The organism is Rhizobium sp. WW_1 (genome assembly GCF_003610155.1).
GTDB lineage: Bacteria > Pseudomonadota > Alphaproteobacteria > Rhizobiales > Rhizobiaceae > Rhizobium > Rhizobium tropici_A.
The window spans coordinates 374,649-400,705 of sequence record NZ_RAIN01000003.1 but is presented as its reverse complement, the minus strand read 5'-3'; the positions used below and the strand labels follow the sequence as shown (position 1 = coordinate 400,705).

Annotated in this window: 22 protein-coding genes; 13 read left to right on the top strand and 9 right to left on the bottom strand. The window is 61.7% G+C overall.

The genetic code is table 11. From position 1 onward, the window contains the following. The first annotated feature begins 158 nt into the window (after positions 1–158). The 3 genes from BJ928_RS12155 to BJ928_RS12145 all read left to right on the top strand — a co-directional run bounded on the left by BJ928_RS12155 (position 159) and on the right by BJ928_RS12145 (position 3,016). Positions 159–1,367: a pyridoxal phosphate-dependent aminotransferase gene (locus tag BJ928_RS12155; protein WP_052227512.1), complete on the top strand. Its 1,209-nt coding sequence runs from the start codon at positions 159–161 to the stop codon at positions 1,365–1,367. 82 nt (positions 1,368–1,449) lie between these two features. Further along, positions 1,450–2,247, top strand: coding sequence for an ABC transporter substrate-binding protein (locus BJ928_RS12150; protein ID WP_047629202.1), 798 nt, complete (start codon positions 1,450–1,452; stop codon positions 2,245–2,247). 94 nt (positions 2,248–2,341) lie between these two features. Beyond that, positions 2,342–3,016 carry an amino acid ABC transporter permease gene (locus BJ928_RS12145; RefSeq protein ID WP_047629201.1) on the top strand — a complete coding sequence of 225 codons (675 nt, stop codon included), beginning with the start codon at positions 2,342–2,344 and terminating at the stop codon, positions 3,014–3,016. A gap of 6 nt (positions 3,017–3,022) precedes the next feature. Here BJ928_RS12145 and BJ928_RS12140 read toward each other — a convergent pair whose 3' ends face one another. Continuing rightward, positions 3,023–3,538, bottom strand: coding sequence for a MarR family transcriptional regulator (locus BJ928_RS12140; RefSeq protein ID WP_047629200.1), 516 nt, complete (start codon positions 3,536–3,538; stop codon positions 3,023–3,025). A 97-nt stretch (positions 3,539–3,635) separates the two neighbouring features. After that, positions 3,636–5,204, bottom strand: coding sequence for an NAD(P)/FAD-dependent oxidoreductase (locus BJ928_RS12135; RefSeq protein ID WP_047629199.1), 1,569 nt, complete (start codon positions 5,202–5,204; stop codon positions 3,636–3,638). 398 nt (positions 5,205–5,602) lie between these two features. On the opposite strand from BJ928_RS12135, the gene BJ928_RS12130 reads away from it, so the two are divergent. Further along, complete coding sequence (locus BJ928_RS12130; RefSeq protein WP_047629198.1) at positions 5,603–6,385, top strand: cyclase family protein; 783 nt, start codon at positions 5,603–5,605, stop codon at positions 6,383–6,385. A 275-nt stretch (positions 6,386–6,660) separates the two neighbouring features. Then, the gene (locus BJ928_RS12120; RefSeq protein ID WP_047629197.1) at positions 6,661–7,167 is read left to right on the top strand and encodes a MarR family transcriptional regulator; all 507 of its coding nucleotides are present in this window, start codon (positions 6,661–6,663) and stop codon (positions 7,165–7,167) included. A gap of 30 nt (positions 7,168–7,197) precedes the next feature. Here the strand turns inward: BJ928_RS12120 and BJ928_RS12115 are convergent, their stop codons facing one another. The 5 genes from BJ928_RS12115 to BJ928_RS38525 form a co-directional block, all read right to left on the bottom strand. Continuing rightward, a complete protein-coding gene (locus BJ928_RS12115) occupies positions 7,198–8,508 on the bottom strand; it encodes an MFS transporter (protein ID WP_082011780.1) in 1,311 nt (436 codons plus the stop codon). Between the two features lie 101 nt (positions 8,509–8,609). Beyond that, a complete protein-coding gene (locus BJ928_RS12110; RefSeq protein ID WP_120296524.1) occupies positions 8,610–10,169 on the bottom strand; it encodes an indolepyruvate oxidoreductase subunit beta family protein in 1,560 nt (519 codons plus the stop codon). 9 nt (positions 10,170–10,178) lie between these two features. Beyond that, a complete protein-coding gene (locus tag BJ928_RS12105; RefSeq protein ID WP_047629195.1) occupies positions 10,179–12,332 on the bottom strand; it encodes an indolepyruvate ferredoxin oxidoreductase subunit alpha in 2,154 nt (717 codons plus the stop codon). Positions 12,333–12,682: 350 nt separating this feature from the next. Further along, positions 12,683–14,293, bottom strand: a complete 1,611-nt coding sequence (locus BJ928_RS12095) for an AMP-binding protein (protein WP_047629192.1) — start codon at positions 14,291–14,293, stop codon at positions 12,683–12,685. A 25-nt stretch (positions 14,294–14,318) separates the two neighbouring features. Next, the gene (locus BJ928_RS38525) at positions 14,319–14,600 is read right to left on the bottom strand and encodes a hypothetical protein (RefSeq protein WP_147413900.1); all 282 of its coding nucleotides are present in this window, start codon (positions 14,598–14,600) and stop codon (positions 14,319–14,321) included. Here BJ928_RS38525 and BJ928_RS12090 point away from each other — a divergent pair. The 8 genes from BJ928_RS12090 to BJ928_RS12055 are packed head-to-tail and all read left to right on the top strand — an operon-like array spanning position 14,593 to position 23,740. Then, positions 14,593–16,911, top strand: coding sequence for a bifunctional salicylyl-CoA 5-hydroxylase/oxidoreductase (locus BJ928_RS12090; protein ID WP_047629190.1), 2,319 nt, complete (start codon positions 14,593–14,595; stop codon positions 16,909–16,911). The two genes, BJ928_RS38525 and BJ928_RS12090, sit on opposite strands and share 8 nt — an antisense overlap. A gap of 7 nt (positions 16,912–16,918) precedes the next feature. Then, positions 16,919–17,698, top strand: coding sequence for an SDR family NAD(P)-dependent oxidoreductase (locus BJ928_RS12085; protein ID WP_047629188.1), 780 nt, complete (start codon positions 16,919–16,921; stop codon positions 17,696–17,698). 5 nt (positions 17,699–17,703) lie between these two features. Next, complete coding sequence (locus BJ928_RS12080) at positions 17,704–18,555, top strand: enoyl-CoA hydratase family protein (RefSeq protein ID WP_047629187.1); 852 nt, start codon at positions 17,704–17,706, stop codon at positions 18,553–18,555. A 4-nt stretch (positions 18,556–18,559) separates the two neighbouring features. Further along, complete coding sequence (locus BJ928_RS12075; protein ID WP_047629186.1) at positions 18,560–19,741, top strand: acyl-CoA dehydrogenase family protein; 1,182 nt, start codon at positions 18,560–18,562, stop codon at positions 19,739–19,741. Between the two features lie 8 nt (positions 19,742–19,749). Continuing rightward, positions 19,750–20,937 carry an acyl-CoA dehydrogenase gene (locus tag BJ928_RS12070; RefSeq protein WP_047629184.1) on the top strand — a complete coding sequence of 396 codons (1,188 nt, stop codon included), beginning with the start codon at positions 19,750–19,752 and terminating at the stop codon, positions 20,935–20,937. Between the two features lie 8 nt (positions 20,938–20,945). Then, positions 20,946–21,377 (top strand): thioesterase family protein, encoded by a 432-nt coding sequence (locus BJ928_RS12065; RefSeq protein WP_047629182.1) that lies wholly within the window; start codon positions 20,946–20,948, stop codon positions 21,375–21,377. Further along, the gene (locus BJ928_RS12060; RefSeq protein ID WP_047629181.1) at positions 21,355–21,750 is read left to right on the top strand and encodes a RidA family protein; all 396 of its coding nucleotides are present in this window, start codon (positions 21,355–21,357) and stop codon (positions 21,748–21,750) included. Before BJ928_RS12065 ends, BJ928_RS12060 begins: the two co-directional genes overlap by 23 nt. Before the next feature lie 22 nt (positions 21,751–21,772). Beyond that, the gene (locus tag BJ928_RS12055; RefSeq protein WP_047629180.1) at positions 21,773–23,740 is read left to right on the top strand and encodes a 3-hydroxyacyl-CoA dehydrogenase NAD-binding domain-containing protein; all 1,968 of its coding nucleotides are present in this window, start codon (positions 21,773–21,775) and stop codon (positions 23,738–23,740) included. 18 nt (positions 23,741–23,758) lie between these two features. Here BJ928_RS12055 and BJ928_RS12050 read toward each other — a convergent pair whose 3' ends face one another. Both BJ928_RS12050 and BJ928_RS12045 read right to left on the bottom strand, forming a co-directional pair. Beyond that, on the bottom strand, positions 23,759–24,970 hold the full coding sequence (locus BJ928_RS12050) for an adenylate/guanylate cyclase domain-containing protein (RefSeq protein WP_047629179.1): 1,212 nt from the start codon (positions 24,968–24,970) through the stop codon (positions 23,759–23,761). 156 nt (positions 24,971–25,126) lie between these two features. Continuing rightward, complete coding sequence (locus BJ928_RS12045; RefSeq protein ID WP_047629177.1) at positions 25,127–26,029, bottom strand: SDR family oxidoreductase; 903 nt, start codon at positions 26,027–26,029, stop codon at positions 25,127–25,129. Positions 26,030–26,057 lie beyond the last annotated feature (28 nt).

Genomic DNA, 26,057 nt, shown 5'->3' with positions numbered 1-26,057 from the left:
CAACATGAAATCGAGCAGGAAGGTAGACTTTTTAAGCTTAAAATTTGTCCTTGAAATACAGTTGTTTTTGGATAACCATTCGAATTTGAGGGGTTGTTCAAGCGAAAGCTACCGGAGCTGTTTGAACCCTCCAACGCCGAATTCCCAGGGGAAATTCCTTGTCTCTTCTACCGCAGCATAACCTGCCGAACGCGATATCAGGTCGCGATGCCCTCGAAGGCATCCGCGCCCAGATCCGCGACATGCGCACCGACAATATCGCCGTGCTGGCCAAGCGCGCCCGCGAACTTGGCGGCGTCATTCCGCTCTGGTTCGGCGAAGGCGATATCGTGACGCCGGAGTTCATCCGCGAGGCTGCCAAGAAGACGCTCGACGACGGCGCAACCTTCTACGTTCCGAATATGCGGGGTCTCGCGACCCTGAACGAAGCCCTGTCGGACTATCAGACGCATTGGCATCAGCGCCCGATCCCAATCGAGCGCACGACGGTCGCGCCCGGCGGCATGCAGGCGCTCTACATGGCGCTCGAACTGCTCGTCGACGTCGGCACCAACGTCGTCTACGTCGCGCCGCAATGGCCGAACATCCACAACGCCATCCATCTCATTGGCGGCGAGCCCTGCGCCGTATCGCTCGATTTCGATACCGACTGGCGCCTCGATCTCGACAAGCTCTTTGCCCGCTGCGATGCCCGCACCCGCGCCATCTTCCTGTCGACGCCCTCCAACCCGACAGGCTGGACAGCCTCGCGTGAGGAAATGCAGGCGCTGCTGGATTTCAGCCGCCGTACCGGCATCTGGATCATCTCCGACGAAGTGTATGCCCGCCTCTATTTCGATGGCGACATCGCCCCTTCGATCCTGCAGGTTGCCGAGGATGGCGATCGCGTGATCGCGATCAACAGCTTCTCCAAGGCCTGGGCAATGACCGGTTGGCGCGTCGGCTGGCTGACGCATCCGTCTGCGGTCGCCGACCAGCTCGGCGCCATGACGCAATATATCAACAGCGGCACCTCGGCCATGGTTCAGGCTGGCGCGGCCGCTGCTCTGCGCGAAGGCGAGCCGCTCGTCGCCGAAATCCGCGGCCGCATCAAGGCCGGCCTCGATCTGGCCTATGAGAGGCTGCCGAAAATACCGGGCATGATCCTGCCGGCAAAGCCGCGCGGTGGCATGTATGCCTTCTTCGCGCTGCAGGGCGAACCCGATGCGACCGCGCTCTGCGAGCGCATCCTCGAAACGGCCCGCGTCGGTCTGGCGCCCGGATATCATTTCGGCGAGTCATCGCGTGCCTTCCTGCGCATGTGCACCTTCCGCGAAACCGAACAGATGCGCGTCGCGCTCGATCGCATGGTCGATGCGATGACATGAAACGGCTGCCCGCCTGGGCGGACGGGGAATACCGCGGGTGAGAGGAAAAGCCCGCAGCCATAACCAGAGGGAGACCAAGAAAATGCATATAACTCGTCGCAGTCTACTGGTCGTAGCGACCGCCGTCGGCCTGGCCGGCGGAAGCCACTTCGCCTACGCGGCCGATGTCCTGAACGTCGGCTCCTATCCGAACAACCCGCCCTTCGAATACAAGACCGCCAATGGCGGCTTCGAAGGCTTCGAGGTCGATGTCGTCAATGAAGCGGCCAAGCGCGCCGGCATGACGACCAACATCGCCGACTACGGCTTCCAGGCCCTGTTTGCAGCCACCAGCTCCAAGCGCATCGACGTGGCGATCTCGTCCATCACCATCACGCCGGAGCGCCTGAAGTCGCAGTCCTTCACACAGCCTTACTATGACTCTGACATGGGCGTCGCCACCAAGGAAGGCAGCTCGATCAAGACGCTCGCCGACCTCAAGGGCACGGTAGTCGGCGTACTTTCCGGCTCGACCGGCGAAAAGTGGGTCAACGACAACAAGGCCGCTCAGGGCTTTGCCGATGTCAAGGGCTACAACTCGCAGCAGGACATGTTCCTCGATCTCGGCGCTGGCCGCATCGATGCCGTCGTCAGCGACATCCCGGGCATGCAATACCTCTTCATCAAGACCAAGGGCTTCGCCATCAAGGACCGCATCAAGACCGGCGAACAATACGGCCTGATGATGACCAAGGATTCGCCGCTCGTCGCCAAGATCAACGACGCGATCACCGCGATGAAGAAGGACGGCACGCTCGAAAAGATCCACGAGAAGTGGTTCGGCGGTAAGGCGCCGGCCGGTTCCTCCACCGTCACCGAATTGCCTATCCCCAAGGCGTGATCAAAAGATCATCTTCGATCTGACTTTACGCCGGCCACCATGGCCGGCGTAAACGTAAGCAAACCCTATCTTCGTCCTGCACTCGGGAGCGCCAATGTCTTTCGTCGATACCTTCCTCAATTCCGACGTCATGATCTCGGCTTTCCCGCAGCTGCTGCGCGGGCTTTGGATGACCATCGCGCTCGGCGTGGTCAGCATCCTGATCGGCGTGACCGGCGGTCTCATCGTCAGCCTGATCCGCCTTTATGCCCCTAAGCCGCTGCAACTGCTAATGATCGCGTATATCGACATCATGCGCGCCATGCCGATGCTGGTCGTGCTGATCCTGATCTATTACGCGCTGCCTTTCGTCGGGATCAGCTTTTCGGCCTGGTGGTCGGCGATTCTCGGCTTTTCGATCGTGCTTGCCGCCTATTCGGCCGAAGTCTTCCGCTCGGGCATCGAAAGCGTGCCGCGCGGCCAGTTCGAGGCTGCCGCCGCTCTCGGCATTCCGTTCCTGATCACGCTCTACAAAGTCGTGCTGCCGCAGGCGGTCCGCATTGTCATCCCGCCGACGACGAGCAATTGCGTGTCGATGTTCAAGGATACGTCGCTAGCCTCGACGGTGGCGCTGCCGGAACTACTGAAGGAGGGCCAGAACGCCCAGGGCTTCTACGCCAACCCCTCGCCGCTCATCATGGCCGCGGTGATCTATATCATCCTGCTTTGGCCGATGGTGCGCCTGGTAAGCGTGCTCGAAAAGAAGTTCAAGAGCGAGCGGGGCCGGTAAACCCCGTCAGTCGAAGTCGCTGCCGGAAAGGTGATTGCTTACGGACGTCTTCACCGCGCCGATATCCCGCCACAGCTCGCTGACGATGGCTGGCTCGACATCGGCCATCATGTCCCGCAGCCAGCCTTCATGAGCGGCAGCCATGGCGCTGAATTGGGTCTCCCCCTTCGTCGTCAGCTTGGCGACCGTCACGCGCCGGTCGCCGTCGGGCGTGACGCGCAGCACGAGGCCATCCGCTTCCAGCCGCTCGACAAGCCCGGTCACATTGCCGTTGGTGACCATGGTACGCTTCGACAGCTCACCGAGCCGCAAGCCCTCGCGTTCGCGATAGAGCTGCGCCATCAGGTCGAATTGCGGCAGGGTTGCGCCGAACTCGTTGCGAAGCCGGCGGCGGATCTCCTGCGAGACCAGCTTCGTGGTCGACAGCATCCGCAGCCAGAGCCGTAATTCCAGCTTTTTGCCTTCCTGCGCTCCCTGGACGATGATCTCCAGATCAACGCTTGCACTTTCGGACTCTGTCATGACGTCGCCTCGGCCTGTCGTTCCGCATCACTAATCTAAGCGATCTAGGGAACGATATTTGAAATGTCAAAGGTTTGAGCGTCAAGTCATGCGCCTGTCACCTGGCCAGCATTTTCCCCAGCATGAAGCCAGAGCCCGCACCCGTTCCCGCGCCCGGCCACGTCGAAGCCCCGCACATGTAGAGCGATGCCACGGGCGTTTTGTATCGCGAATAGCCGGCCACGGGGCGAAACAGGAAATTCTGGTCGAGGTGATGGCTGCCGGAGAGATTGTCGCCACCGACAAGATTCGGATTTTCCCTTTCGAGATCGACGGGTGAAAAGACCGAACGACCCAGTATCCTGCCACGCAAGCCCGGCGCATAACGCTCGACGATATCGAGGACACGCTCCGCATAGACGTCTTTGATCTCGTCCCAGCTCGTACCCGTGATCTGGCCTACGGCATCGCCATGGAATTCTGCCGGCAAGACGCGCACCTGTATCCAGAGCACATGCTGGCCGGAGGGCGCGCGCGTCGGATCGATGGCAGTAGGCTGCCCAACCACCAAGGCGGGCTCGGCCGGCAACACGCCGCCCATCGCCTCGGCATAGACACGCGACATCATCTCGAGATCGGGCGCGATATGCACATAAGCGAAATTCTGAAGTGCCTTGCCCGCCGTCCAGTCCGGAAGGCCAGACAGCGCCAGATGGATCATCATCGTGCCCGGTCCTGCGCGGAAGCGCTTGACCTTGCTGTCGAACTCCTGGCGCGCCGGGTCCTGATCCAGCAGCTTGTCGAACAGGATCTGCGGATGGACATTGGCAATGACGGCGCGCTCGGCTTCATAGCGGCGGCCATCGGCGAGAACGACACCCGTCGCCCTGCCGTCTGACGTCACGATCTTGTCGACGCGCGTTCCCAGCATCAGCTCGCCGCCCTTGCTCTTCAGCACGGCCGCCATGGCCTTGATGATCGTGTCGGCTCCGCCCTTGCCGATCACCATGCCGAAGGCCTGATTGGCCATGGATTCGAGATAGGGGAACAACGCTCCACCGGCGACGTCAGGGGCAAAATCGAGATGCAGCCCCCAGGCGGCCATCATCGTCTTCAGCTTGGCATTCTGGAAACGCGCATCGAGAAAGTCGCGCGGCGAAGCAAGCAGCATGCGTGTCGTATCGTAAAGCCAGCCGGTGCCTTTCTGCCGCCAGGCCTTCCAGACCACCTTGGCGGCCGCCACGGACGGCATCGGCGAGCCGAGCAGGCCGAAAATGTGCGGGGCGTCGGCACCGAACTCAGAGAGCATATGACGCCAGGCGGCAGCATCCTGCGGCGAGATATCGGCGATGGCACCCGCGGTCTTTTCCAGATCGGTGCTGACGCCGAGATAGGTGTTGTCGCGAAAGACGCTGGCAAAGCAATCGGCGGCAGGAACGAAGCCCAGCCCCTCGGCCTGCAGCTCGTTCTTGTATTGGGCAAAGAAGGCCGAACCCGCGAACATGGAGAGGTTCATGGCGCAGAGATCGTGCCGGAATCCGGACAGCGTCACCTCGCGGGTCTTGACCGCGCCGCCTGGCTCGGCATTGCCCTCGATGACGACAACCTTCCAGCCCTTGAAAGCCAGATGCACCGCCGCCGCCAAGCCATTATGGCCGGCTCCCACTATGATCGCATCATAGCTCATCGCTTGCCCCTCTTTCGCCGACTATTATTGTTGTCACATGCATACATCTTGAGCTTTAAGCTTCAAGCACTTATTGCCGCGAATTATTCGCAAATAGCGCAATCATAAGTAGCGCATCCTCGCATATTGCCGAGATTTATTGTTTTTCTTCATCACGTTACAGACACCCTTCTCCCCTGAGAGGGCTATCAATTTTGACCTGCGGAAGCGTCTCGGAATGCTTGCAATATCATATATTGTGACATAGGCTCCCTTCATTCCGCCGCCGCGCGGACACGGTGCCAGGAGGAAAGGCACCCCGCGCCTGGCGATACCGACTTCAATCCTGATCCCGAACGGAAGGTCCGCCTCGCGGCTTTTCGCGTGGGGTCGTGCGACAACAAGGGGAACTCAAAAATATGACCGCTACCACGCTTGCCAGCCTCGCCTCGGCCCTGCTTTCGGGCTCCGTCAAGGTCGTCGATCTCACCGCGCCGCTCGGCCCGGATACTCCCGTGCTCTATCTGCCGCCACAGTTCGGCAAGAACACGCCCAACGTCAAGGTCCATACGATCTCCGAATACAATCAGGATGGTCCATTCTGGGCCTGGAACTGGCTGGAGCTCGGCGAACATACCGGCACGCATTTCGACGCGCCCTGTCACTGGATCACCGGCAAGGACCATCCGAACAACACGACCGACACCATCCCGCCGCAGAATTTCGTCGCCCCGGTCAACGTCATCGACCGCTCGAAAGAATCCGCAGCCAATCCCGACTATCTGCTGACGGTCGACAGCATCAAGGAATGGGAAGCCCAGAACGGCGCGATCGAGGCCGGCAGCTGGGTGCTGCTGCGCACCGACTGGTACAAGCGCAACGGCTCGACCGAGACTTTCCTGAACGCCGACGAAAACGGCCCGCATTCTCCCGGCCCAACGGCTGAAGCGATCGAATATCTGCTGACCAAGGGCATTATCGGCTGGGGTCAGGAAACCATCGGCACCGATGCCGGCTCCGCCGGCGGCATGAACCCGCCCTTCCCGGCGCATAACCTCATGCACAAGGCCAATCGCTACGGCCTCGCCAGCCTCTCGAACCTCGATCAGCTTCCGGCCAAGGGTGCCGTGCTGATCGCCGCTCCGCTGAAGTTCGTCAAGGGCACGGGCTCGCCGGTGCGCGCCTTGGCATTGATTGCGTGACAGGTTGAAAAGGTTGGAGTCCGGTCAAGCCGGGCTCCTCATCCACTTGCCAGTGAACGGCGCGGCAATGGCGATCATGATGACATCACCGGCAGCTATTGCAGCCTCGGCCAGCTTTTCGTCTGGCATCCGTTCAAGTCATCTGTTAACCACCGCATCCACATAAAGGGCCTGTACCCAGGCGTTTCGGCGCATCCCGGTCCAGGCTCCGGCGGAGGTTCTGCCTCCTGCTTGCATCGTCGCTGAAGCAACATGTTTCCTAGGGAGTATCGTCGATGGAGGAACGGTTTTCAGGCACCGTTTTGAGGCGCAAGCGGGATGAGAACGCAAAGCGCCCGACCATGGGCGAAATCGGCCTCAATCACTTCGCGCCCTATCTGATGAACCGGTTGATGGCGCGCTGGAACGCCAATCTATCGGAAGAACTGCGCGAATATGACATGACTACGGCGAAGATGCGGGCGCTCGCCGTTCTCAGCGTTTCCTCCAGCGTCACGATCAACGAGCTCTCCGTCTTTGCCGTGACCGAGCAATCGACAATGAGCCGCACCCTGGATTCCCTCGAACAGCAGGGCTACATCCGTCGCCAGCCTCGCGCCGAGGACATGCGCATCCGCGACGTCTCCATTACCGAGGAAGGCCGCGCCGCCTTCGAAAAGGTGTGGCCGACCATGTACGACCTGTTCCTGCAGATGTTCGACGGCGTCGACGAAGCCGAATATCGCGGCTTCATCTCGACCCTGCACAAGGTCCTGCACAATATCCGCAAACACGAGATCTGAGCGGCCCGACAGACGCCGCTACAGATCGGGTCATCGCCGGTTGGGAATGAGTGCCGTCGCCAATGCCGCGATCGCGGCTATGATCGCGAAAACATAGAAATTCCATTCCGGGCCGACATTCAGGCTGGCGATGTATCCGCCCATCAGCGGGCCTGAGAGCGCCCCGATGCGCGAAAAGCTCAGCGCCCAGCCGGTGCCGGCCGCCCGCACGAAAGGTTGCAGGTAGGCGGCAAGATAGCCGGTGAGGATCAGCGAGGCCGAGACAGTGCCGAAACCGGCAATGGCGACGACCGTATAGTTCAGCCAGATCGAGCCCTTGAAGGCGAGAAGCGCGATACCGATGGCGCCGAGCAGATAGGACAGCGTCACGGTCAACCTCACGCCGAAACGATCGGCCCACTGACCGAGCACGATGCCGCCGATCGCCGAGGTGAAGCTGAAGACGGCAAGGAACAGCAGGCTGTCACCGAGATCGTAGCCGCTCTTGCGCATGATCTGCGGCAGCCATTGAGCCAGGCCGTAGACCAGGAGCAGACCCATGAACAGGGCGATCCAGAAGCAGGCGGTGGCAAAGGCGTTTCTCGGCGAAAAGATCTCGCCCAGAACGGCCCGCCAGCCAAGGCCGGTTTCCTTCGGCGCGCTGCCTGCGGGAATGGGTACTCCAAGCCGGGCGGCCAGCTGCCTCGCCGCTTCGTTTCGTCCCTTGGCGACGAGGAAATCGAGCGACTCCGGCAACAGCCACGCCATGACGGGCACGAAGAGAACCGGCAGTGCGCCAACCAGAACGACCGGCCGCCAGCCATATTCCGGCAATAGCCACCTGCCGACGAGTGCGGCGGCAAAGAGACCAAGGGAATAGCCTGAGTACATGATGCCGTAGTTGAGGTTCTTCTTCGCGGTCGGCGAATATTCGATGGTCAACGCCGCCGCCAGAGGAATGATGCCGCCGAGGCCGAGGCCGGCGCAAAAGCGGCTGATGCCGAACCATGTCGGCGTCGGAGACCACGCAGTGACCGCCGTGCAGACGGCGAACAGCGAAAGGCAGGCGAGAAACATCGGCTTGCGTCCGTAGAGCTCGCTGAGCGTGCCGACGACAACCCCGCCGATAAGCATGCCGAAGACGGTGTAGCTGCCCATCGCGCCGAGTTGCAGCGGCGAGAGATGCCAGACATTATCCGTCGAAAGCGCGGGCAAGATGGCACCGAGGACGCCGACGTCATATCCTTCCGCGAAGATCGCCAGCCAGCATATCAGGACGACGACGAGGCTTTTGGCATGCGAGATTTCACCGCTGCGAGGACTTGAAAGATCCTCCGCAACGCCATTTCGAAGACTGTCCATGCAATTGTTCCCTTTTGGAGATTATCGGTCTTGGCCGATATTGTCCGCGCCTTAAGGACGCGCGAGGCGGAATATCCGCCCCTTTTCATTAGCCTGCCGGGTCAAAGCGTCTCTACGGTCTTCAATGCGCCATCGAGCGCCGTGCCCTTCTCGTCCAGCAGCGCCGCCTGCCGCAACCGCTTCATCCAGGCCGCTCCATCCTCGCGATCGCGTAAAAGCGGCAGGGCCGACATGACGCGATCGAACTTGGAGAGGCCGCGGACATGCGTATCCGAGTAGCCCTTTACGAGGCGGCGATTGCCAAGCACCTCGACGGCAAGATCGTAATTCGCTGCCAGCAGATTGCATGCCGCCGTCAGCCACGCCTCGCGATGATCGACCTCTCGTGAATGACGCAGCGTACCCCGGCGGATGCGCCTTAGCCCCGAGACCATGTAGAGGCCGAGGAACCAGAACAGCGTACCGGTCTGAACGCGCCGGCCCTTGTTGACGAAGCGGTCAAGCCGGGCAAACAGGCGCGGACGGTTCTCGATCCAGAGGCCCATGCCTTTCGGCATCGTGCCGCAGACTTCGTCCATGCGCGGATGCATGTATTCGGTCATGTAGACGATCTGGTCGTCCTTGGCGCCAACCTCCTTGCGCACCCGGTCGAAGCGAGACCCACGCACCTTCAGATCGGCGACGCGAATGACGTCGTCATAGGCCATGGCCACAGCCACGTATTTCGCCGCCTGCACGGTGAAGGCAAAGTCCTTGTTTGCACCGCCCGCTTTGCGATCCAGCGCGTGAAGCGCGGCGACACGGGTCAGATATTCGTCGGCATAGGCTGGGTCCTGATAGTCGGTCAGCCGCTTGGCGCCGGCAAACAGCAATGGATGAGCGGCTTCAGGAAACTCCGCGCGGATCCGATTGACCAGCGTGTCCAGCGCCGGATGACCAGCCGTCTCCGGTAGGGTGTCGAAATGCTTCAGCGGCGTTGCGGAAACCGCATCGCGGGGCTTTTCCTTGACTCTTTCGAAGGCGGCATTGAACGCCTTCAGGCTGGGCTCGATACCCTTGCCGCCGGCACGGATCATCGCCTCGAAGGCCTGCTTTGCGAAAGGAAGCGCGCCGGAACCTGCCAAGGCTCCGAACATGGAGGCGGAAATGACGCTGCCGTTCCTGACGGCCAGCGTCTCCATATCGAAAGCGATGGTGCGCTTGGCGGCGAAATCCGTAGCCTCGACCACGACCTCCGGGTTGCCGATACCATCGCCCGGCTTCTCCTTCTCGCCGACAGCAAAGGAGCGGTGCGTCGAGGCGATCAGCACGGTCTTATCAGGCGTGACGAGGCCGCGCAGCACGGAACGGCCGGCCTCCATCAGTTCGGCCGCCATGACGACATCGACATCGCCGGGGGTCGGCATCAGCGAGAAGATCGGCGCATGACCGTCGCGAGCCGGCAGCATCTCGATATAATAGATCGTCGCGCCGGTACGCTGTGCCACGCCGGGCACCGACGTCGTCTGCGCCATCCATCCTTCGGCTTCCGCAAGCCCGACGATCCAGTCGGCCAGCACGCCGCCGCCCTGCCCGCCCATGGCAAGAACGGCAAGCGACAGCGGCTTGTCCGTGGAAAGTCTGCTGGCGCCGAGATCACTCATGCTCACATGTTCGTTCATATCGCCCTCTCAATCTGCGAAGACGATGCGGCCGGCGCGGCGACGCGCCTGCAGCCAACCGATGACGCGGGAACGCAGGCGGGCGACGAAACGATCCCAACCCGTCGGATTGTGAATGATATCGGCACGGTAGAAGGAGGGACAGAGCACCGCGGCCTCCGAAACCTCACCGCAATTGCCGCAGCCGACGCAGTTATTGTCGATCGCCGCCACCGGATCGTCCTTCAGCGGATCGTCGGTGTGCTTGACGGAGAGCGAGGGACAGCCGGAAAGGCGGATACAGGCGTGATCGCCGGTGCAGACGTCCTCGTCCACGCCGAAGCGCTCCTTGACCATGCGCTTGCCGTCCTTGACAGCCTTGGCGAATTGGGGCTTCACGCGGCGCTGCTTGTTGAGCATGCATTCCGAGGAAGCGACGATGATCTTCGGTCCCGGCTCCTTCGATGTCAGCGCTTCGCGCAGCGTGTCGCGCATCTTGCCGACATCATAGGTGCGGTCGATCTGGCGCACCCAGGTTGCGCCGATGCCCTTGACGGCATTGACGATGGAATTGTTGGTCTTGCGGCGTGGATTGAGCGCCCGCGAAGACGGTATGTCCTGTCCGCCGGTCGCCGCCGAATAATAGTTGTCGACGACGAGGATGACGCCATCCTGCTTGTTGAAGACGGCATTGCCGACCGAGGTCGCCAAACCATTGTGCCAGAAGCCGCCATCGCCCATGACCGAGATGGCGCGCTTGTCTGCCGCCACATTGAAAGCCGAGGCCGCGGCCGGCCCGAGCCCGTAGCCCATGGTCGTGCTGCCCAGATTGAAGGGCGGCAGGATCGAGAACAGGTGACAGCCGATATCTCCTGATATGTGGTGCTGCCCAAGTTCGCCTTCGACCAGCTTCATCGCCGCAAAGATAGGCCGCTCGGGACAGCCGATGCAGAAGCCCGGCGGACGCGGCGGCACGACCTCGGCCAGCGCCCTGATCTTCGGATCGTTGAGGATCGGCGTCGGATCGGGCAGCGGCGGCTGGTTGCCGAGCAATACGCGCTGGTGGATTTCCAGAAAATTCTTGATGCCCTTCATCAGAACAGGCGCGGTATATTCGCCGCCCATGGGAAGGACATCCTTGCCGGCAACCTTGGTCTGAATATCGCGTCGTCGCAGGATGGTATTGAGGGATTGCTCGATATATTCTGGCGCCCCCTCCTCGACCATCAATACCGCTTTCTTGTTCGCACAGAACTCCGCGAGTTGATCGTCGACCAGCGGATAGGCAACGTTGAGGACATGGAGCGGTACTGCGGAATTGCCGTAGACGTCAGCAAGGCCAAGCTGCTGCAAGGCGCGCATCACGCCATTATAGGCACCTCCGAGCAGGATGATCCCGACTTCGCCTTCCGAAGGACCGAAATACTCGTTGAGCTGACGCCTCTTGATGAAGTCGACGGCAGCGGGCCAGCGCTTCTCCAGCTTTTCCTTCTCGTGCAGGAAGGATGCCGGCGGCAGCACGATGCGATTGACGTCACGAACGGGCTTTTCCAGCGCCTGCTTCAGCGTATAGGCCGGGCGCTTGTTATCCTTGGCGACAAACTGGCCATGCACATGGCAGCTGCGGATGCCGACCTGCAGCATGACAGGCGTGTTGGAAGCCTCCGAAAGCTCGAACCCCTCCTCGACCGCCTGCACGATCGACGGCAGGTTCGGGCGCGGGTTGAGCAGCCACATCTGCGATTTCATCGCATAGGCATGGCTGCGCTCCTGCATGATCGAGGAGCCTTCGCCGTAATCCTCGCCGATAATGATCAGCGCGCCGCCCGTAACCCCACCCGAGGAGAGATTGGAAAGGGCGTCGGAGGCAACGTTGGTGCCCGCGGTCGATTTCCAGGTAACGGCGCCGCGCACCGGATACATGACGGAGGCGGACAGCATGGCGGCAGCGGCCGCTTCCGAAGCCGATGTCTCGAAGTGGACGCCGAGATCCTCCATCACGTCCTTGGCATCGGCCAGCACGTCCATGAGATGGGAAATCGGCGACCCCTGATAGCCGCCGACATAGGATACGCCGGATTGCAGAAGTGCCTTGGTGATCGCGAGAATCCCCTCGCCGCGGAAGACATCGCCTTCCCCGAGCTTCAGATCCTCGACCTCGCGCGCAAATGATCGCTCGGCCATCGTCGTTACCCCTTTGCCCCTATGGGCTTCTTTAAATCATTTGCAAAATCATATTTTGAACTTCCTTGAACTGTCAACGAACAATTGTCGGTTTTCGCCGCCCTGATTTGCGATATCGCCTGCACAACCATATCGAGCGCGCACCCGAAATCGTCGAGCAGAATGGAGGCATGTTCATCAAATATATGCATATGCATGCAATATATGCGAGAAATCGAAACCTGTCAGAGAGGAAGCAAGCGGCGAAATGCTCTCGGACGGCAGGATAAACACCTGCCGCCTCAGACCGCATATTCATAAGTTGAACTATTCCGGCGATGAATCGCGGGCGGCGCGTTCCGCCGCGCCGGCTATTTCAGGCGGAAGCGCTGTATCTTGCCGGATTCGGTCTTCGGCAGAGCCTCGACGAAGACGATGGAGCGCGGATATTTATACGGTGCGATCAACGCTTTGACGTGATCCTGCAGCGCCTTGCCCAGCAGATCCGATCCGGTGACGCCAGCCATCAGCACCACATGCGCCTGCACGATATGGCCCCGCTCCTCATCCGGCTTGCCGATGACGGCGCATTCGAGCACGTCGGCATGCGAAAGAAGGGCGGCTTCGACTTCCGGCCCGGCGATATTGTAGCCGGCCGAAAGAATAATGTCGTCGGAGCGGGCGGCGAAGTGGAAATAACCATCCTCGTCCTGAATGAAGCTGTCGCCTGTCAGATTCCAGCCGGCGCGCACGTAGTCGGCCTGCCTATGGTCGGCGAGATATCGGCAGCCGATCGGACCGCGAACGACGAGCTTGCCGATCGTGCCGCGCGGCACCTCGTTCATCTCATCATCGACGATACGGGCCTCATAGCCAGTCAGCGGTTTGCCCGTGCTCTTCGGCTTGGCATCATCAAGCCGGTTGGAGATGAAGATATGCAGCATCTCGGTCGAACCGATGCCGTCGAGGATCGGCTTGCCGGTCTTGCGCGTCCACTCCTCGAAGATCGGCCCCGGCAGCGTCTCGCCGGCGGAAACCGCGATGCGAAGCGAGGAAAGATCCGCTCCCTCCTCCATCGCCGCCAGCATGGCGCGATAGGCCGTCGGCGCGGTGAAGCTGATGGTCGCGCCATACTCCTGGATGATCTCGACCATGTTCTTCGGCGAGGCGTTTTCGAGCAGCGCCGTCGAAGCGCCGAAGCGCAAGGGAAAGACGACCAGACCGCCGAGACCAAAGGTGAAGGCGATCGGCGGCGAACCGATGAAGACGTCGTCGGGCGTCACCTGCAGCACTTCCTTTGCATAGGCATCGGCGATGATCAGGATATCGCGATGGAAGTGCATCGTCGCCTTCGGCACGCCGGTCGAGCCTGATGTGAAGCCGAGCAGCGCCACATCGTCCCGCCCGGTTTTAACCGGTTCGAAGCGAACGGGCTTATTGAGCGCGATACGGTCAAGCTCGGCATCGTGATTGGCGGTGCCGTCGAAGCCGACGACCTGCTTCAGGAATTGGCTATCCTTGGCGGCCGCCACGAGCTCTTCCAGCAGCCTGGTATCGCAGAGCGCAAACGAGATCTCCGCCTTGTCGATAACCTTCGAAAGCTCGCCTGCCCTGAGCATCGGCATGGTGTTCACGGCAACGGCGCCCACCTTCGTCACCGCCAGCCAGCAGGCAATCATCGCAGGGTTGTTGCCGGAGCGGATGAGAACGCGATTGCCCGGCTTCACCCCGAAATTCTCGATGAGCGCATGGGCGATGCGATTGGTCCAGTCCGCCAACTCCTTGTAGGTACGGCGACGACCGTTGCCGATCAGGGCGACATTGTCGCCGAAACCCTTCTCGACCATCCGGTCGCTGAGTTCGAAACCGGCATTCAGCCATTCCGGATAGTCGAAACCATCCATCAGCAGTTCGGGCCACTCATCGAATGGCGGCAGATTGTCTCGCGTGAATGTATCGGTATGACCGGTCGGTCCAAGCATTGCCTTGCTCCCACATTCTTATCGATCAAATCGCCATCATCGCCGGTTTCCCCCGCAGCGCGTGTAGCGTTGCGAAAAAGATCGCACTGAAGCCCGCAATGTTCAAGCAAGAAATTTTAAGCCTAAAATATTTCTGACTTTCCATTGATTCAAAAGCAGAATTTCCAGTTTTCGTGTTATCATAGCCATCATCCGGCCGCAGATTTCGGCGGGAAAACCCTTGACGAATGGCAGCGACAAGATATTTTAAGTTTAAATGATTTTGAGATCGGCTCCGGCCTGAAGAGGAGGGAAAAGCGATGCGCATCGTCTGTATCGGCGGCGGCCCCGCAGGGCTCTACTTTGCGCTTCTGATGAAGAAACTCCATCCCGAACATTCGATCCGCGTCGTCGAGCGCAATCGGCCCTATGACACCTTCGGCTGGGGCGTGGTCTTCTCCGATGCGACCATGGTTTCGATGCGCGAATGGGACCCCGAAAGCGCTGCCGAAATCGAGGATGCCTTCAACCACTGGGACGATATCGAAGTCCTGTTCAAGGGCACCCGCCAGCGCACCTCGGGCCACGGCTTCGTCGGCATCGGCCGCAAGAAGCTCCTGAACATCCTGCAGAAGCGCTGCGAGGCGCTGGATGTCGAATTGATCTTCGAAACCGACGTCAATTCCGATCTCGATTATCCCGATGCCGATCTGGTCATCGGTTCGGACGGTCTCAATTCCCGCATCCGCAATCATTATCCGGAAGTCTTCCAGCCGGACATGATCACCCGGCCGAACCGCTACATCTGGCTCGGCACCAACAAGCTTTTCGACGCCTTCACCTTCGATTTCCGCCGCACCGATCACGGCTGGTTCCAGTCGCATATCTACAAGTTCGACGACAAGACTTCGACCTTCATCGTCGAGACGACAGAAGAGGCCTATCTCGCCCACGGCCTCGACAAGATGGATCAGGACGGCTCCATCGCCTTTTGCGAAGACCTGTTCTCCGAAGTGCTGGAAGGCGCTTCGCTGATGACCAATGCCCGCCATATCCGTGGCTCGGCCTGGCTGAACTTCAACCGTCTGATCTGCGGCAAGTGGAGCCATTTCAACGGCAACTCGCATGTCGTGTTGATGGGCGACGCCGCCCACACCGCCCATTTCGCCATCGGTTCCGGCACCAAGCTTGCCATCGACGACGCCATCGAACTGACCCGCCAGTTCCAGATCCACGGGCACGAGAAGGAAAAAATTCCGGCCGTTCTGGAGACCTACGAGGAAATCCGCCGCGTCGACGTAGCCCGCATCCAGAACGCCGCCCGCAACGCGATGGAATGGTTCGAAGTCGTCGGTCGCCGCTACGCCGACACGCTCGAGCCGCCGCAATTCATGTATTCGATGTTGACCCGCTCGCAGCGCATCAGCCACGAAAATCTGCGACTGCGCGACAAGACCTGGCTCGAAGGCTATGAGCGCTGGTTCGCCGAGAAATCCGGTCTCGCCGTCGGCAATGATCGCTGCCTGCCGCCGATGTTCACGCCTTACAAGTTGCGCGACGTCCATCTCGTCAACCGCATCGTCATGTCGCCGATGGCGATGTATTCGGCTGAAAATGGCGTGATGAACGACTTCCACATCGTCCACCTCGGCTCGCGTGCGCTTGGCGGCGCCGGCTTGATCTTCGCGGAAATGACCTGCGTGACGCCGGACGCCCGCATCACCCCCGGCTGCCTCGGCCTCTGGAACGAGGAGCAGGTGGCGCAATGGAAGCGTCTGGTCGATTTCGTTCACATGAACAGCGCCGCCAAGGTCGGCATCCAGATCGGCCATGCCGGTCGCAAGGGCGCGACGAAACTCGCCTGGGAAGGCATCGACCAGCCGCTCCCCGAAGGCGAGTGGCCGCTGATCTCCGCGTCGGCTATTCCTTACCTCAAGAACAGCCAGGTGCCGAAGGCCATGGATCGCGCCGATATGGACCGCGTCAAGGCTGACTTCATCCACTCGACCAAGCTGGCGGTCGAAACCGGAGCAGACTGGCTGGAGCTGCACTGCGCCCACGGCTATCTGCTGTCGAGCTTCCTCTCGCCGCTCACCAATCTGCGCGACGACGAATATGGCGGGAGCCACGAAAATCGCGCGCGCTACCCGCTTGAAATCTTCCATGCGATCCGCACCATCTGGCCGGCGGACAAGCCGATCTCGATCCGCCTCTCCTGCCATGACTGGACCGATGGCGGCAACACGCCGGAAGATGCAGCGATTTTCGCCCGCATGTTCAAGGATGCCGGCGCCGACCTCATTGATTGCTCTTCAGGTCAGGTTTCGAAACAGGAGCAGCCGGTTTACGGCCGCCTGTTCCAGACCCCGTTCTCCGACAAGATCCGCAACGAGATCGGCATTCCGACGATTGCCGTCGGTGCGATCTCGGAGGCCGATCACGCCAATTCGATCATCGCCGCCGGCCGTGCCGATCTCTGCGCCGTCGCCCGCCCGCATCTGGCGGACCCGGCCTGGTCGCTGCATGAAGCCGCCAAGATCGGACTGACTTCCATTCCCTGGCCGAAGCAATATGTTTCCGGCAAGACTCAGTATGAAACCAACCTCGCCCGCGCGGCCACGACCGCGCCGGCGAAATGAGGATGAGATGACGACTTCGGGCAAACTCGCCGGCCGTCACGCCCTCGTCACCGGGGCCGGCAGCGGTATTGGCACCACGATCGCCAAGGCGCTTGCCGCCGAAGGCGCGCATGTCAGCCTGGCCGGCCGCCGCAGGGAGCCGCTGGACGCGGTTGCCGCCGAGATCGGCGCGACTGCTTTCGTAGTCGACGGCTTCGATGTCACAAGCCCCGAGGCCGTCGCCCAAGGCCTTGCCAAGGCGCGCGAGAAATTCGGCCCGGTCGATATTCTCGTCAACAATGCCGGCGAAGCGCCGAGCGCGCCTTTCGAGAAGACGAGCCTGGAAGCCTGGAACCATGTCCTGACGGTCGACCTGACCGGCGTCTTTCTGGTGACGCAGGCAGTTCTTCCCGATCTCAAAGCCCGAGGTGTCGGCGCGCGCATCATCAACATCGCGTCGACGGCGGGCTTGAAGGGCTATGGCTACGTCTCGGCTTACGTCGCTGCCAAGCATGGCGTCGTCGGCCTCACGCGCTCGCTGGCGCTTGAGCTTGCCAAGACCGGCATGACAGTCAATGCCGTCTGCCCCGGCTTCACCGATACGCCGATCATCCAGCGCTCGATCGAAACGATCGTCGCCAAGACCGGGCGCACGGCCGCGCAGGCGCTTGCCGAGTTCACGAAGTCGAATCCGCAAGGGCGGCTGATCAAGCCGGAAGAAGTTGCCGACACTGTGCTCTGGCTGGCATCGCCAGCCGCAGCATCGATCAATGGACAGGCAATTGCGGTTGCCGGTGGGGAGATTTGAACGCCATGAGCGATCGGGACATGACGATGAAGGGGCATCTGAAGCCCTATAGGGATTACAAGCCCGAGCACTTCCTCTGGGATGTCAGCGAAGACGGCCGTGTCGCCACCATCCGCCTGAACCGACCCGAGCGTAAGAACCCGCTGACCTTCGACAGCTATGCCGAGCTGCGCGATCTCTTCCGCGACCTCGCCTATGCATCCGATATCCGCGCCATCGTGCTGACCGGCGCAGGCGGCAATTTCTCCTCCGGCGGCGACGTCTTCGAGATCATCGAGCCGTTGACCCGCATGGCAATGCCCGAGCTTCTGGCCTTCACGCGCATGACCGGCGATCTCGTCAAGGCGATGCGCAAATGCCCGCAGCCCATCATCACGGCAGTAGACGGCATCTGCGCCGGCGCTGGCGCCATCCTCGCCATGGCCTCGGATCTGAGGCTCGCGACGCCCGAAGCGAAGACCGCCTTCCTGTTCACGCGCGTCGGTCTCGCCGGTGCCGATATGGGCGCTTGCGGCATCCTGCCTCGCATCATCGGCCAGGGTCGCGCCGCCGAGCTTCTCTTTACCGGCCGTTCGATGACGGCAACGGAAGGACAGGCCTGGGGCTTCTATAACGGCCTGCACGCCAGCACCGATCTCGAGGACGAAGCGGTCAAGCTCGCCCGCTCGCTGGCCGATGGTCCCTGGTTCGCCCATGGCATGACCAAGACCATGCTGAACCAGGAATGGGCGATGGGCATCGAGGAGATGATCGAATCCGAGGCGCAGGCGCAGGCGATCTGCATGGCGACGCAGGATTTCCGTCGCGCCTTCGAAGCCTTCGCCGCCAAGCGCCGACCGGAATTCCAGGGGGACTGAGGCGATGTCGACCGCAAACAGCCTCCCCGGCCCAACCCGCGATCATCTGGATTGGCCCTTCTTCGGGGAACGCCATCACCATTTCGCCGCCGAGGTCGATGCCTTCGCAAAGTCCGGCGTCATGGCTTCGATCGATCACGCCGATGTCGATGGCGCGTGCCGCAAGCTGGTCAAGGCACTGGGCGAAGCCGGGCTTCTGACCGCTGCAACCGGTTCCTCCGATAATGAACCGCTGATCGATTCCCGCATGGTCTGCCTCGCCCGCGAAACGCTCGCCTGGCATGACGGCCTTGCCGATTTCGCCTTTGCAATGCAAGGCCTCGGCACCGGCGCCATCGGCCTTTCCGGCTCGCCCGAGTTGCGTTCGGCCGTTCTGCCCAAGGTGCGCTCCGGCGATTGGCTTGCCGCCTTCGCGCTCTCGGAAAAGGATGCGGGCTCCGATGTGGCCGCGATGAGCTGCGCCGCCCGTCCCGATGGCGATCACTATGTTCTCGACGGCGAGAAGACATGGATTTCCAATGGCGGCATTGCCGACGTCTACACCGTCTTCGCCCGCACCGGCGAAGCGCCGGGCACCCGCGGCATTTCGGCCTTCGTCGTCTTCGCCGACGATCCCGGCTTCTCGATTGCCGAACGTATCGAGGTGATCGCGCCGCACCCGCTAGCGACGATCCGTTTTGAGAACTGCCGAATTCCTGCGTCGCGCCGTCTCAGCGCGCCGGGCGAAGGCTTCAAGATCGCCATGCGCACGCTCGATATCTTCCGCGCTTCCGTCGCCGCCGCTGGCCTCGGCTTCGCCCGCCGCGCGCTGGATGAATCGGTTGCCCACGCGCGCTCCCGCCCGATGTTCGGAGCCGCCCTTGCCGACCTTCAGTTGACGCAGGCCGCCCTCGGCGATATGGCGACCGGCATCGACGCGGCGGCTTTGCTCACCTATCGGGCGGCTTGGCGTCGCGACGTGCAGCGCTTGCCGACGACGCGCGAGGCGGCCATGGCCAAGATGACGGCGACGGAAACCGCGCAAAGCGTCATCGACCACGCCGTCCAGCTCTTTGGCGGGCGCGGCGTGAAATCGGGCGAGATAACGGAAAAACTCTATCGGGAGATCCGCGCGCTTCGCATCTATGAAGGTGCGACTGAAGTTCAGAAACTCATCGTCGCGCGCGAACTTCTTAAAACAAATTGATGGGAGATATGCACATGAGCCGCGAGATTTTTGACTGGGCAGACCCATTCCGGCTGACGGAGCAGCTGAGCGACGATGAACGCATGGTGCTGGATACCGCGCATTCTTACGCGCAGGAGAAGCTCGCGCCCCGCGTCCTCGAAGCTTTCCGAAACGAAAAGACCGATCCGGCCATCTTCCGCGAAATGGGTGAACTCGGCCTGCTCGGCCCGACGATTTCTCCCGAATATGGCGGCGCCGGCCTCAGCTATGTCGCCTACGGTCTGATTGCGCGCGAAGTCGAACGCGTCGACAGTGGCTACCGCTCGATGATGAGCGTTCAGTCCTCCCTGGTCATGGTGCCGATCGAAACCTTTGGCTCTGAAGCACAAAAGCAGAAGTACCTGCCGAAACTCGCAACCGGCGAATGGATCGGCTGCTTCGGCCTCACCGAGCCGAACCACGGCTCCGATCCCGGCTCGATGGTCACGCGCGCAAAGAAGGTCGACGGCGGTTATAGTTTGACCGGCGCCAAGACCTGGATCTCGAATGCGCCGATTGCCGATGTTTTCGTCGTCTGGGCGAAGACCGAGGACGGACTCATCCGCGGCTTCATCCTCGAGAAGGGCTGGAAGGGCCTGTCCGCGCCCGCCATCCACGGCAAGGTCGGCCTGCGCGCCTCCATTACAGGCGAAGTCGTGATGGAGAATGTCTTCGTGCCGGAAGAAAACCTGATGCCGAACGTATCCGGCCTCAAGGGTCCCTTCACCTGCCTCAACTCAGCACGTTTCGGCATTGCCTGGGGCGCGCTCGGCGCTGCAGAGGATTGCTATGCCAAGGCACGCCAATATGTGCTCGACCGCAAGCAGTTCGGCCGTCCCCTTGCCGCCAACCAGCTGATCCAGAAGAAGCTTGCCGACATGGTGACCGAGATCACGCTCGGGCTGCAGGGCTGCCTGCGTCTCGGCCGTATGAAGGAAGAAGGCCATCCGCCTGTCGAACTCACCTCCATCCTCAAGCGCAACAGCTGCGGCAAGGCGCTGGATATCGCCCGCGCCGCCCGCGACATGCTGGGCGGTAACGGCATTTCCGACGAATTCGGCATCGCGCGTCATCTCGTCAACCTCGAAGTGGTCAACACCTATGAGGGCACGCACGATATCCATGCCCTCATCCTCGGCCGCGCCATAACCGGCATCGCCGCTTTTTCGAACTGAGGCCCGCCTTGGCGTTCAAGACCACCAGACCCCTGCGCTTTGGAGATTGCGATCCCTCCGGGATCGCCTATTTCCCTTCCTATCTGAACATCCTCGTCGGGGTGCTAGAAGACTATTTCGCCTCGATCGGCTTTCCCTGGCGAAAGCTCATCGATAACAGCCGCATCGGTGTCCCCACCGTGCGGCTGGATCTGACCTTCGTAAAGCCGGGCCTGCAGGGCGACGACCTCGAATTCGTGCTTTCAGTTCATGGCGTCGGCCGGTCCTCACTCGACCTGCAGCATCAGGTCTCGGCAAACGGCCATGTGCTCTGGACGGCCAAACACCGTGTCGTCGCCACCTCGCTCGATACGCATAAATCCATTGAATGGCCGGATGACATCCGCGCCGCGCTGACCTCTCATCTGGAGACAACCGATGCACACCATCCTGCAACCTGAAGGCTGGGCCAAGCCGATCGGCTATGCCAATGGCGTAGCGGCGACAGGCCGCACGGTGTTCGTCGGCGGTCAGATCGGCTGGAACGCCGCCTGCGAATTCGAAAGCGACGATTTCGTCGACCAGGTGCGCCAGACGTTGAAGAATGTCGTCGCCATCCTGGCCGAAGGTGGCGCCGAACCGAAGCACATCACCTCGATGACCTGGTATTTCACCGACAAGCAGGAATATCTCGGCAACCTGAAGGGGCTCGGCCAGGCCTATCGCGAGATCATCGGCCGTCACTTTCCAGCCATGGCCGCCGTGCAGGTCGTCGCCCTCGTCGAGGACCGCGCCAAGATCGAGATCCAGGCGACCGCCGTCATCCCGGAATAACATCGGACAGGCAGGGAATATCATGTCGGCATTGCGCTTTTCGGACACCATCTCGGCGGCGCTGGCCGAAGGGATTCTTGTCGTCACCATAGACAACGCACCCGTCAACGCGCTCTCCGCCGATGTGAGGGCGGGCCTGATGGCTGCGCTCGATCATGCGGAGAAGGATGGAAACGTCGCCGGCGTCGTCCTGACCGGAGCGGGCAACAGCTTCATCGGCGGCGCCGACATCAAGGAATTCGGCAAGCCGCCGGTAGAGCCGCATCTGCCTGACGTTGTCTCCCGCATCGAAGCCTTTGCCAAACCCGTCGCCGCCGCGATCAATGGTGTCGCGCTCGGCGGTGGCCTGGAAGTAGCGCTTGCCTGCCATCGCCGCGTTGCAGCGCCAACTACGAAGCTCGGCCTTCCCGAAGTCAAACTCGGCATCGTGCCCGGCGCCGGCGGCACGCAGCGCCTGACGCGCCTGACGGGGGTGGCGGCGGCGATCGACATGATCGCCAACGGTCGGATCATATCCGCCGTCGAGGCGCTGAAGCTCGGCATCATTGATGGCGTATCGGGCGATACTTTGCTCCCTGATGCCCTTGCGGATATCAAGGCAACAAACGCCTCCAGCTTGCGCCGTACCGGCCTTTTGTCCGTCCCTTCGGAAACGCTCGAAGTCATCGACAAGGCCGCAGCGGACATCTTGCGCAAGGCGCGCGGCCAGCGTGCGCCCGCCGAAGCCGTCCGTCTCGTGCGCCTCGCCGCGACCGTGTCCTTATCGGAGGGGCTGACGGAAGAGCGCCGTACCTTCATCGCGCTTCGCGACAGCGAAGAGGCTGCCTCCTTGCGCCACGTCTTCTTCGCGGAGCGCGCCACCGGCAAGGTTGAGGGACTGGAGGCAGTTGCCCCGCGCAAGATCGAAACCATCGGCATCGTCGGCACGGGCCTGATGGGCTCGGGCATCGCCGTCTCGGCACTCAACGGTGGCTATCGTGTCATCGGCGTCGAACAGAATGTCGAAGCAGCAGCGAAGGGCCGCGACCGGATCGTAGCTTTGCTCGACAAGGCCGTGCAATCCGGCCGCCTCGACGCCTGCGGCCGTGAGGACCGCGTGAGCCGGTTGACCGTCACGGCAGACATGCGGCAACTGGCGCAGGCCGACATCGTCATCGAAGCTGTCTTCGACGATCTCGCCGTCAAGACCGAACTCTTCCAGCGCCTCGATACGATCGTTCACGCCGATGCGATCCTTGCGACCAACACCAGCTATCTCGACCCTGACCTGATCGCCGCAGCAACGGCACGGCCAGAGCGGGTCGTCGGGCTGCACTTCTTCTCGCCGGCGCACATCATGCGGTTGCTGGAAGTGGTGAACTGCAAGAAGACGGCGCCTGACGTGCTGGCGACGGCCCTCGGTCTCGCAAAGCGGCTGGGCAAGCTGCCGATCGTATCGGGTGTCACCGAAGGCTTCATCGGCAACACTATCTTTTCCGCCTATCGCCGCGAGGCGGAATACATGGTCGAGGATGGCGCCGCGCCACAGGAGATCGATGCCGCGCTGGAAGCCTACGGTTTCCCGATGGGACCGTTCGCCGTCTTCGACATGGCCGGTCTGGAAATCGCCTGGGCCCGTCGCAAGCGGCAGGCCGCAACGCGTGATCCGTCCGCACGCTACGTCGTCATCGCCGACCGGCTCTGCGAAGCCGGCCGCTTCGGCCAGAAGACCGGCCTCGGCTGGTACGCCTACCCCGAAGGCAAGCGGACCGTCGATCCAACGGTTACCGAGATGATCGACGTCGCTCGCGCCGAGAAAGGCATTGTGCCGAAGCCCTTCACCGCAGACGAAATCGTCAGCCGCCTGCTGAAGGCCATGGTCGTTGAAGGCGATGCCCTGCTTTCGCGAGGAATCGCCGCACGCGCCAGTGATATCGACCTTGTCATGATCAACGGCTACGGCTTCCCCGCAAGCAAGGGCGGACCGATGTTTGCCGCCGGTCGCCGCTGAAAGCGGCTGCTCGGACTATCAGGCGGCCGAAGAGAGCAGCGTAAACAGTTCCTGCGGCCGCTTGACGCCACGCAATGCGTAACGGCCAACGGAAACAAGATCGTTGCTCTGCTGGCCCGACAGCGCGTCAACGAAATTCGACGACATCAGGATATTGCGGTCGGCCGACCGGCACATCGAGGCGATGCGGCTGACCTCGTTGACCGCCGGACCGATGACCGTGAAATCAAGCCGGTCCATGCTGCCGATATTGCCGTAGAAGACATCGCCGATATGCAGGCCGAGATAGACATCCGTCACGGGCCTGCCTTCGATCTGCCGCTGCGAATTGAGATCGCGCAGCCGCTGCCGCAGCAGCGATTCCGCCATCAATGCGGCGGCACAGGCATCGGCGGAGTTTCTCGCCTTGAAGATCGCCAGCGTACCGTCGCCGATGAGCTTCAGCACGTTGCCGCCCGCCTCGTGGATCGAGGAGATGACGGCATCGGCATAAGCATTCAGCATCGGGATGATTTCATCCGGCTCGGCCGTATCCGAGATGCGGGTGTAGTTGGCGAGATCGGAAAACCAGAGAGCCGCCGAAATCCGCTCCGTCTTGCCGCGCGTGATCTTGCCTTCAAGCACGTGCCGGGCGGCATCCTCGCCGAGATAGACCTCGGCAATGGTGCGGGCGATGCGGCTCATGCCGGTGCATTTGATCGCCAGCGCCAGCGCCGGCGTGAGCTTGCGCAGCACGCGCAGATCTTCCTCCGGAAAGCCCACGTCGGCGGCCGTGGCGAAATTGGAGTAGAAGCAATCCATCTCGCCGATCGTGCCGCCCTCTTCGAACCGGTGGATCATGGCGATGTAGTCGGTGTGGCCGTCGGCCAGCAGCGTGTCGAGCCCGTAGAAATCCGTCGGCTCGCCAAAGCCGATGCGCCGGCGCACTTCGTCGTCGCCGGTCGTCAGCATGCGATAGAAGGCGGAACGCTGCCAGTTTTCGGAGGCGATCCCCTGATGCGACGGGCCATATTCGAACTCGCGTTCGATCACCTGATTGCCATCCCAGCGGAAGGCGCGGCCCTCATAGACCGGATGCAGCGTATCCATCAGCGCCATCGCCCGATCGAGCTTGAGGCCATGCAGACGGCACTGCTCGCAGAAGCCCGAGAGGATATCGACCTCAGTCATACCCTTGAGGCCGGCCTGCATGAGCCAGCTGGCAATTTCGCCAATGTCCTTCGCGTCCATGGATATCTCCCGACCCTCTGAAGGATTCGCTTTAGTACGAAACTCTAAGGCTTGGAATGCCGTACCGCACAAAATAGTCTCGACGAACGTAAGTCATCGCCGCTCCTGTGGCATAGAAGCGGCGATTTGACACGCAGGAAGGGTGATGGGGAAGCTTCAACCCTGGATATGGGGCTTCAGCAGATCCTCCAGACCGATGCGCCGGAAGAGCTCGGCGCGAACCCGGTCGGCAACGCCATTGACGATTTCCGCACCATCCTCGGAAGGATCGATATGGGTACGGAAGGGCCGCGTCCCAAACGGCATGCCGACGACGTCGACGATCGCGGTCGCGACCGAGGCCGCATCGGCGTCGGCCGGCTCCAGTGAAGCGAGCCCCTTCAAAGCCTGATCGGGAACGCCGGCATAGGGGCCGTTGTCATATTCGGCGGCCCGAGCCTTGTCCGCTGGCGAACCGGAATGGGCAAAGTGGTTCGTGCCCTTCGTGAAGGCACCGGGCACGATGATCGCGGTCTCGATGCCCCAGCGGGTCAGCTCGGACGCATAGGAAACGGCAAGCGAGTCCATAGCCGCCTTGGCTGCAAAGTAAGGCGAGAGGTAGGGAGGCGTGCCGCCGCGCGTACTGGACGAGGAGACCCAGACGACAAGGCCACTGCCCTGCTTGCGAAGATGAGGCAGCACGGCGCGATTGACGCGCTGGGTGCTGAGCACGTTGATGTCATAGAGCTCGGCGAACTGCTCCGGCGTGAAAGCCTCGGCCGGGCCGAAGGACATGTGGCCGGCATTGTGGATGATGGTGTCGATGCGGCCCTGCTCGGCGATGACAGCGGCAATGCCGGCTTCCACCGAAACATCGGATGCGACGTCGAGCTCGACGGTCCTGAGATCGACGCCGTTCTCCTTGGCAAATGCCGCCGCTGCCTCGACCTGCGCGGCGTTGCGCCCCTTGGTTTCGCGGATGCCGGAATAGACCGTATGGCCTGCCTTGGCGAGAGCGCGTGCCGTCAGAGCGCCGAAGCCGCTCGATGCGCCAGTGATAACGATGACTTGCTTGCTCATGGTCGTGTTTCTTTGCTGGGTTGGCTGT

Coding starts and splice junctions, on each gene's coding strand:
- BJ928_RS12150 (WP_047629202.1), top strand. CDS start 1,450: ATGCATATAACTCGTCGCAGTCTACTGGTCGTAGCGACCGCCGTCGGC.
- BJ928_RS12145 (WP_047629201.1), top strand. CDS start 2,342: ATGTCTTTCGTCGATACCTTCCTCAATTCCGACGTCATGATCTCGGCT.
- BJ928_RS12140 (WP_047629200.1), bottom strand. CDS start 3,538: ATGACAGAGTCCGAAAGTGCAAGCGTTGATCTGGAGATCATCGTCCAG.
- BJ928_RS12135 (WP_047629199.1), bottom strand. CDS start 5,204: ATGAGCTATGATGCGATCATAGTGGGAGCCGGCCATAATGGCTTGGCG.
- BJ928_RS12130 (WP_047629198.1), top strand. CDS start 5,603: ATGACCGCTACCACGCTTGCCAGCCTCGCCTCGGCCCTGCTTTCGGGC.
- BJ928_RS12120 (WP_047629197.1), top strand. CDS start 6,661: ATGGAGGAACGGTTTTCAGGCACCGTTTTGAGGCGCAAGCGGGATGAG.
- BJ928_RS12115 (WP_082011780.1), bottom strand. CDS start 8,508: ATGGACAGTCTTCGAAATGGCGTTGCGGAGGATCTTTCAAGTCCTCGC.
- BJ928_RS12110 (WP_120296524.1), bottom strand. CDS start 10,169: ATGAACGAACATGTGAGCATGAGTGATCTCGGCGCCAGCAGACTTTCC.
- BJ928_RS12105 (WP_047629195.1), bottom strand. CDS start 12,332: ATGGCCGAGCGATCATTTGCGCGCGAGGTCGAGGATCTGAAGCTCGGG.
- BJ928_RS12095 (WP_047629192.1), bottom strand. CDS start 14,293: ATGCTTGGACCGACCGGTCATACCGATACATTCACGCGAGACAATCTG.
- BJ928_RS12090 (WP_047629190.1), top strand. CDS start 14,593: ATGCGCATCGTCTGTATCGGCGGCGGCCCCGCAGGGCTCTACTTTGCG.
- BJ928_RS38525 (WP_147413900.1), bottom strand. CDS start 14,600: ATGCGCATCGCTTTTCCCTCCTCTTCAGGCCGGAGCCGATCTCAAAAT.
- BJ928_RS12085 (WP_047629188.1), top strand. CDS start 16,919: ATGACGACTTCGGGCAAACTCGCCGGCCGTCACGCCCTCGTCACCGGG.
- BJ928_RS12080 (WP_047629187.1), top strand. CDS start 17,704: ATGAGCGATCGGGACATGACGATGAAGGGGCATCTGAAGCCCTATAGG.
- BJ928_RS12075 (WP_047629186.1), top strand. CDS start 18,560: ATGTCGACCGCAAACAGCCTCCCCGGCCCAACCCGCGATCATCTGGAT.
- BJ928_RS12070 (WP_047629184.1), top strand. CDS start 19,750: ATGCACATGAGCCGCGAGATTTTTGACTGGGCAGACCCATTCCGGCTG.
- BJ928_RS12060 (WP_047629181.1), top strand. CDS start 21,355: ATGCACACCATCCTGCAACCTGAAGGCTGGGCCAAGCCGATCGGCTAT.
- BJ928_RS12055 (WP_047629180.1), top strand. CDS start 21,773: ATGTCGGCATTGCGCTTTTCGGACACCATCTCGGCGGCGCTGGCCGAA.
- BJ928_RS12050 (WP_047629179.1), bottom strand. CDS start 24,970: ATGGACGCGAAGGACATTGGCGAAATTGCCAGCTGGCTCATGCAGGCC.
- BJ928_RS12045 (WP_047629177.1), bottom strand. CDS start 26,029: ATGAGCAAGCAAGTCATCGTTATCACTGGCGCATCGAGCGGCTTCGGC.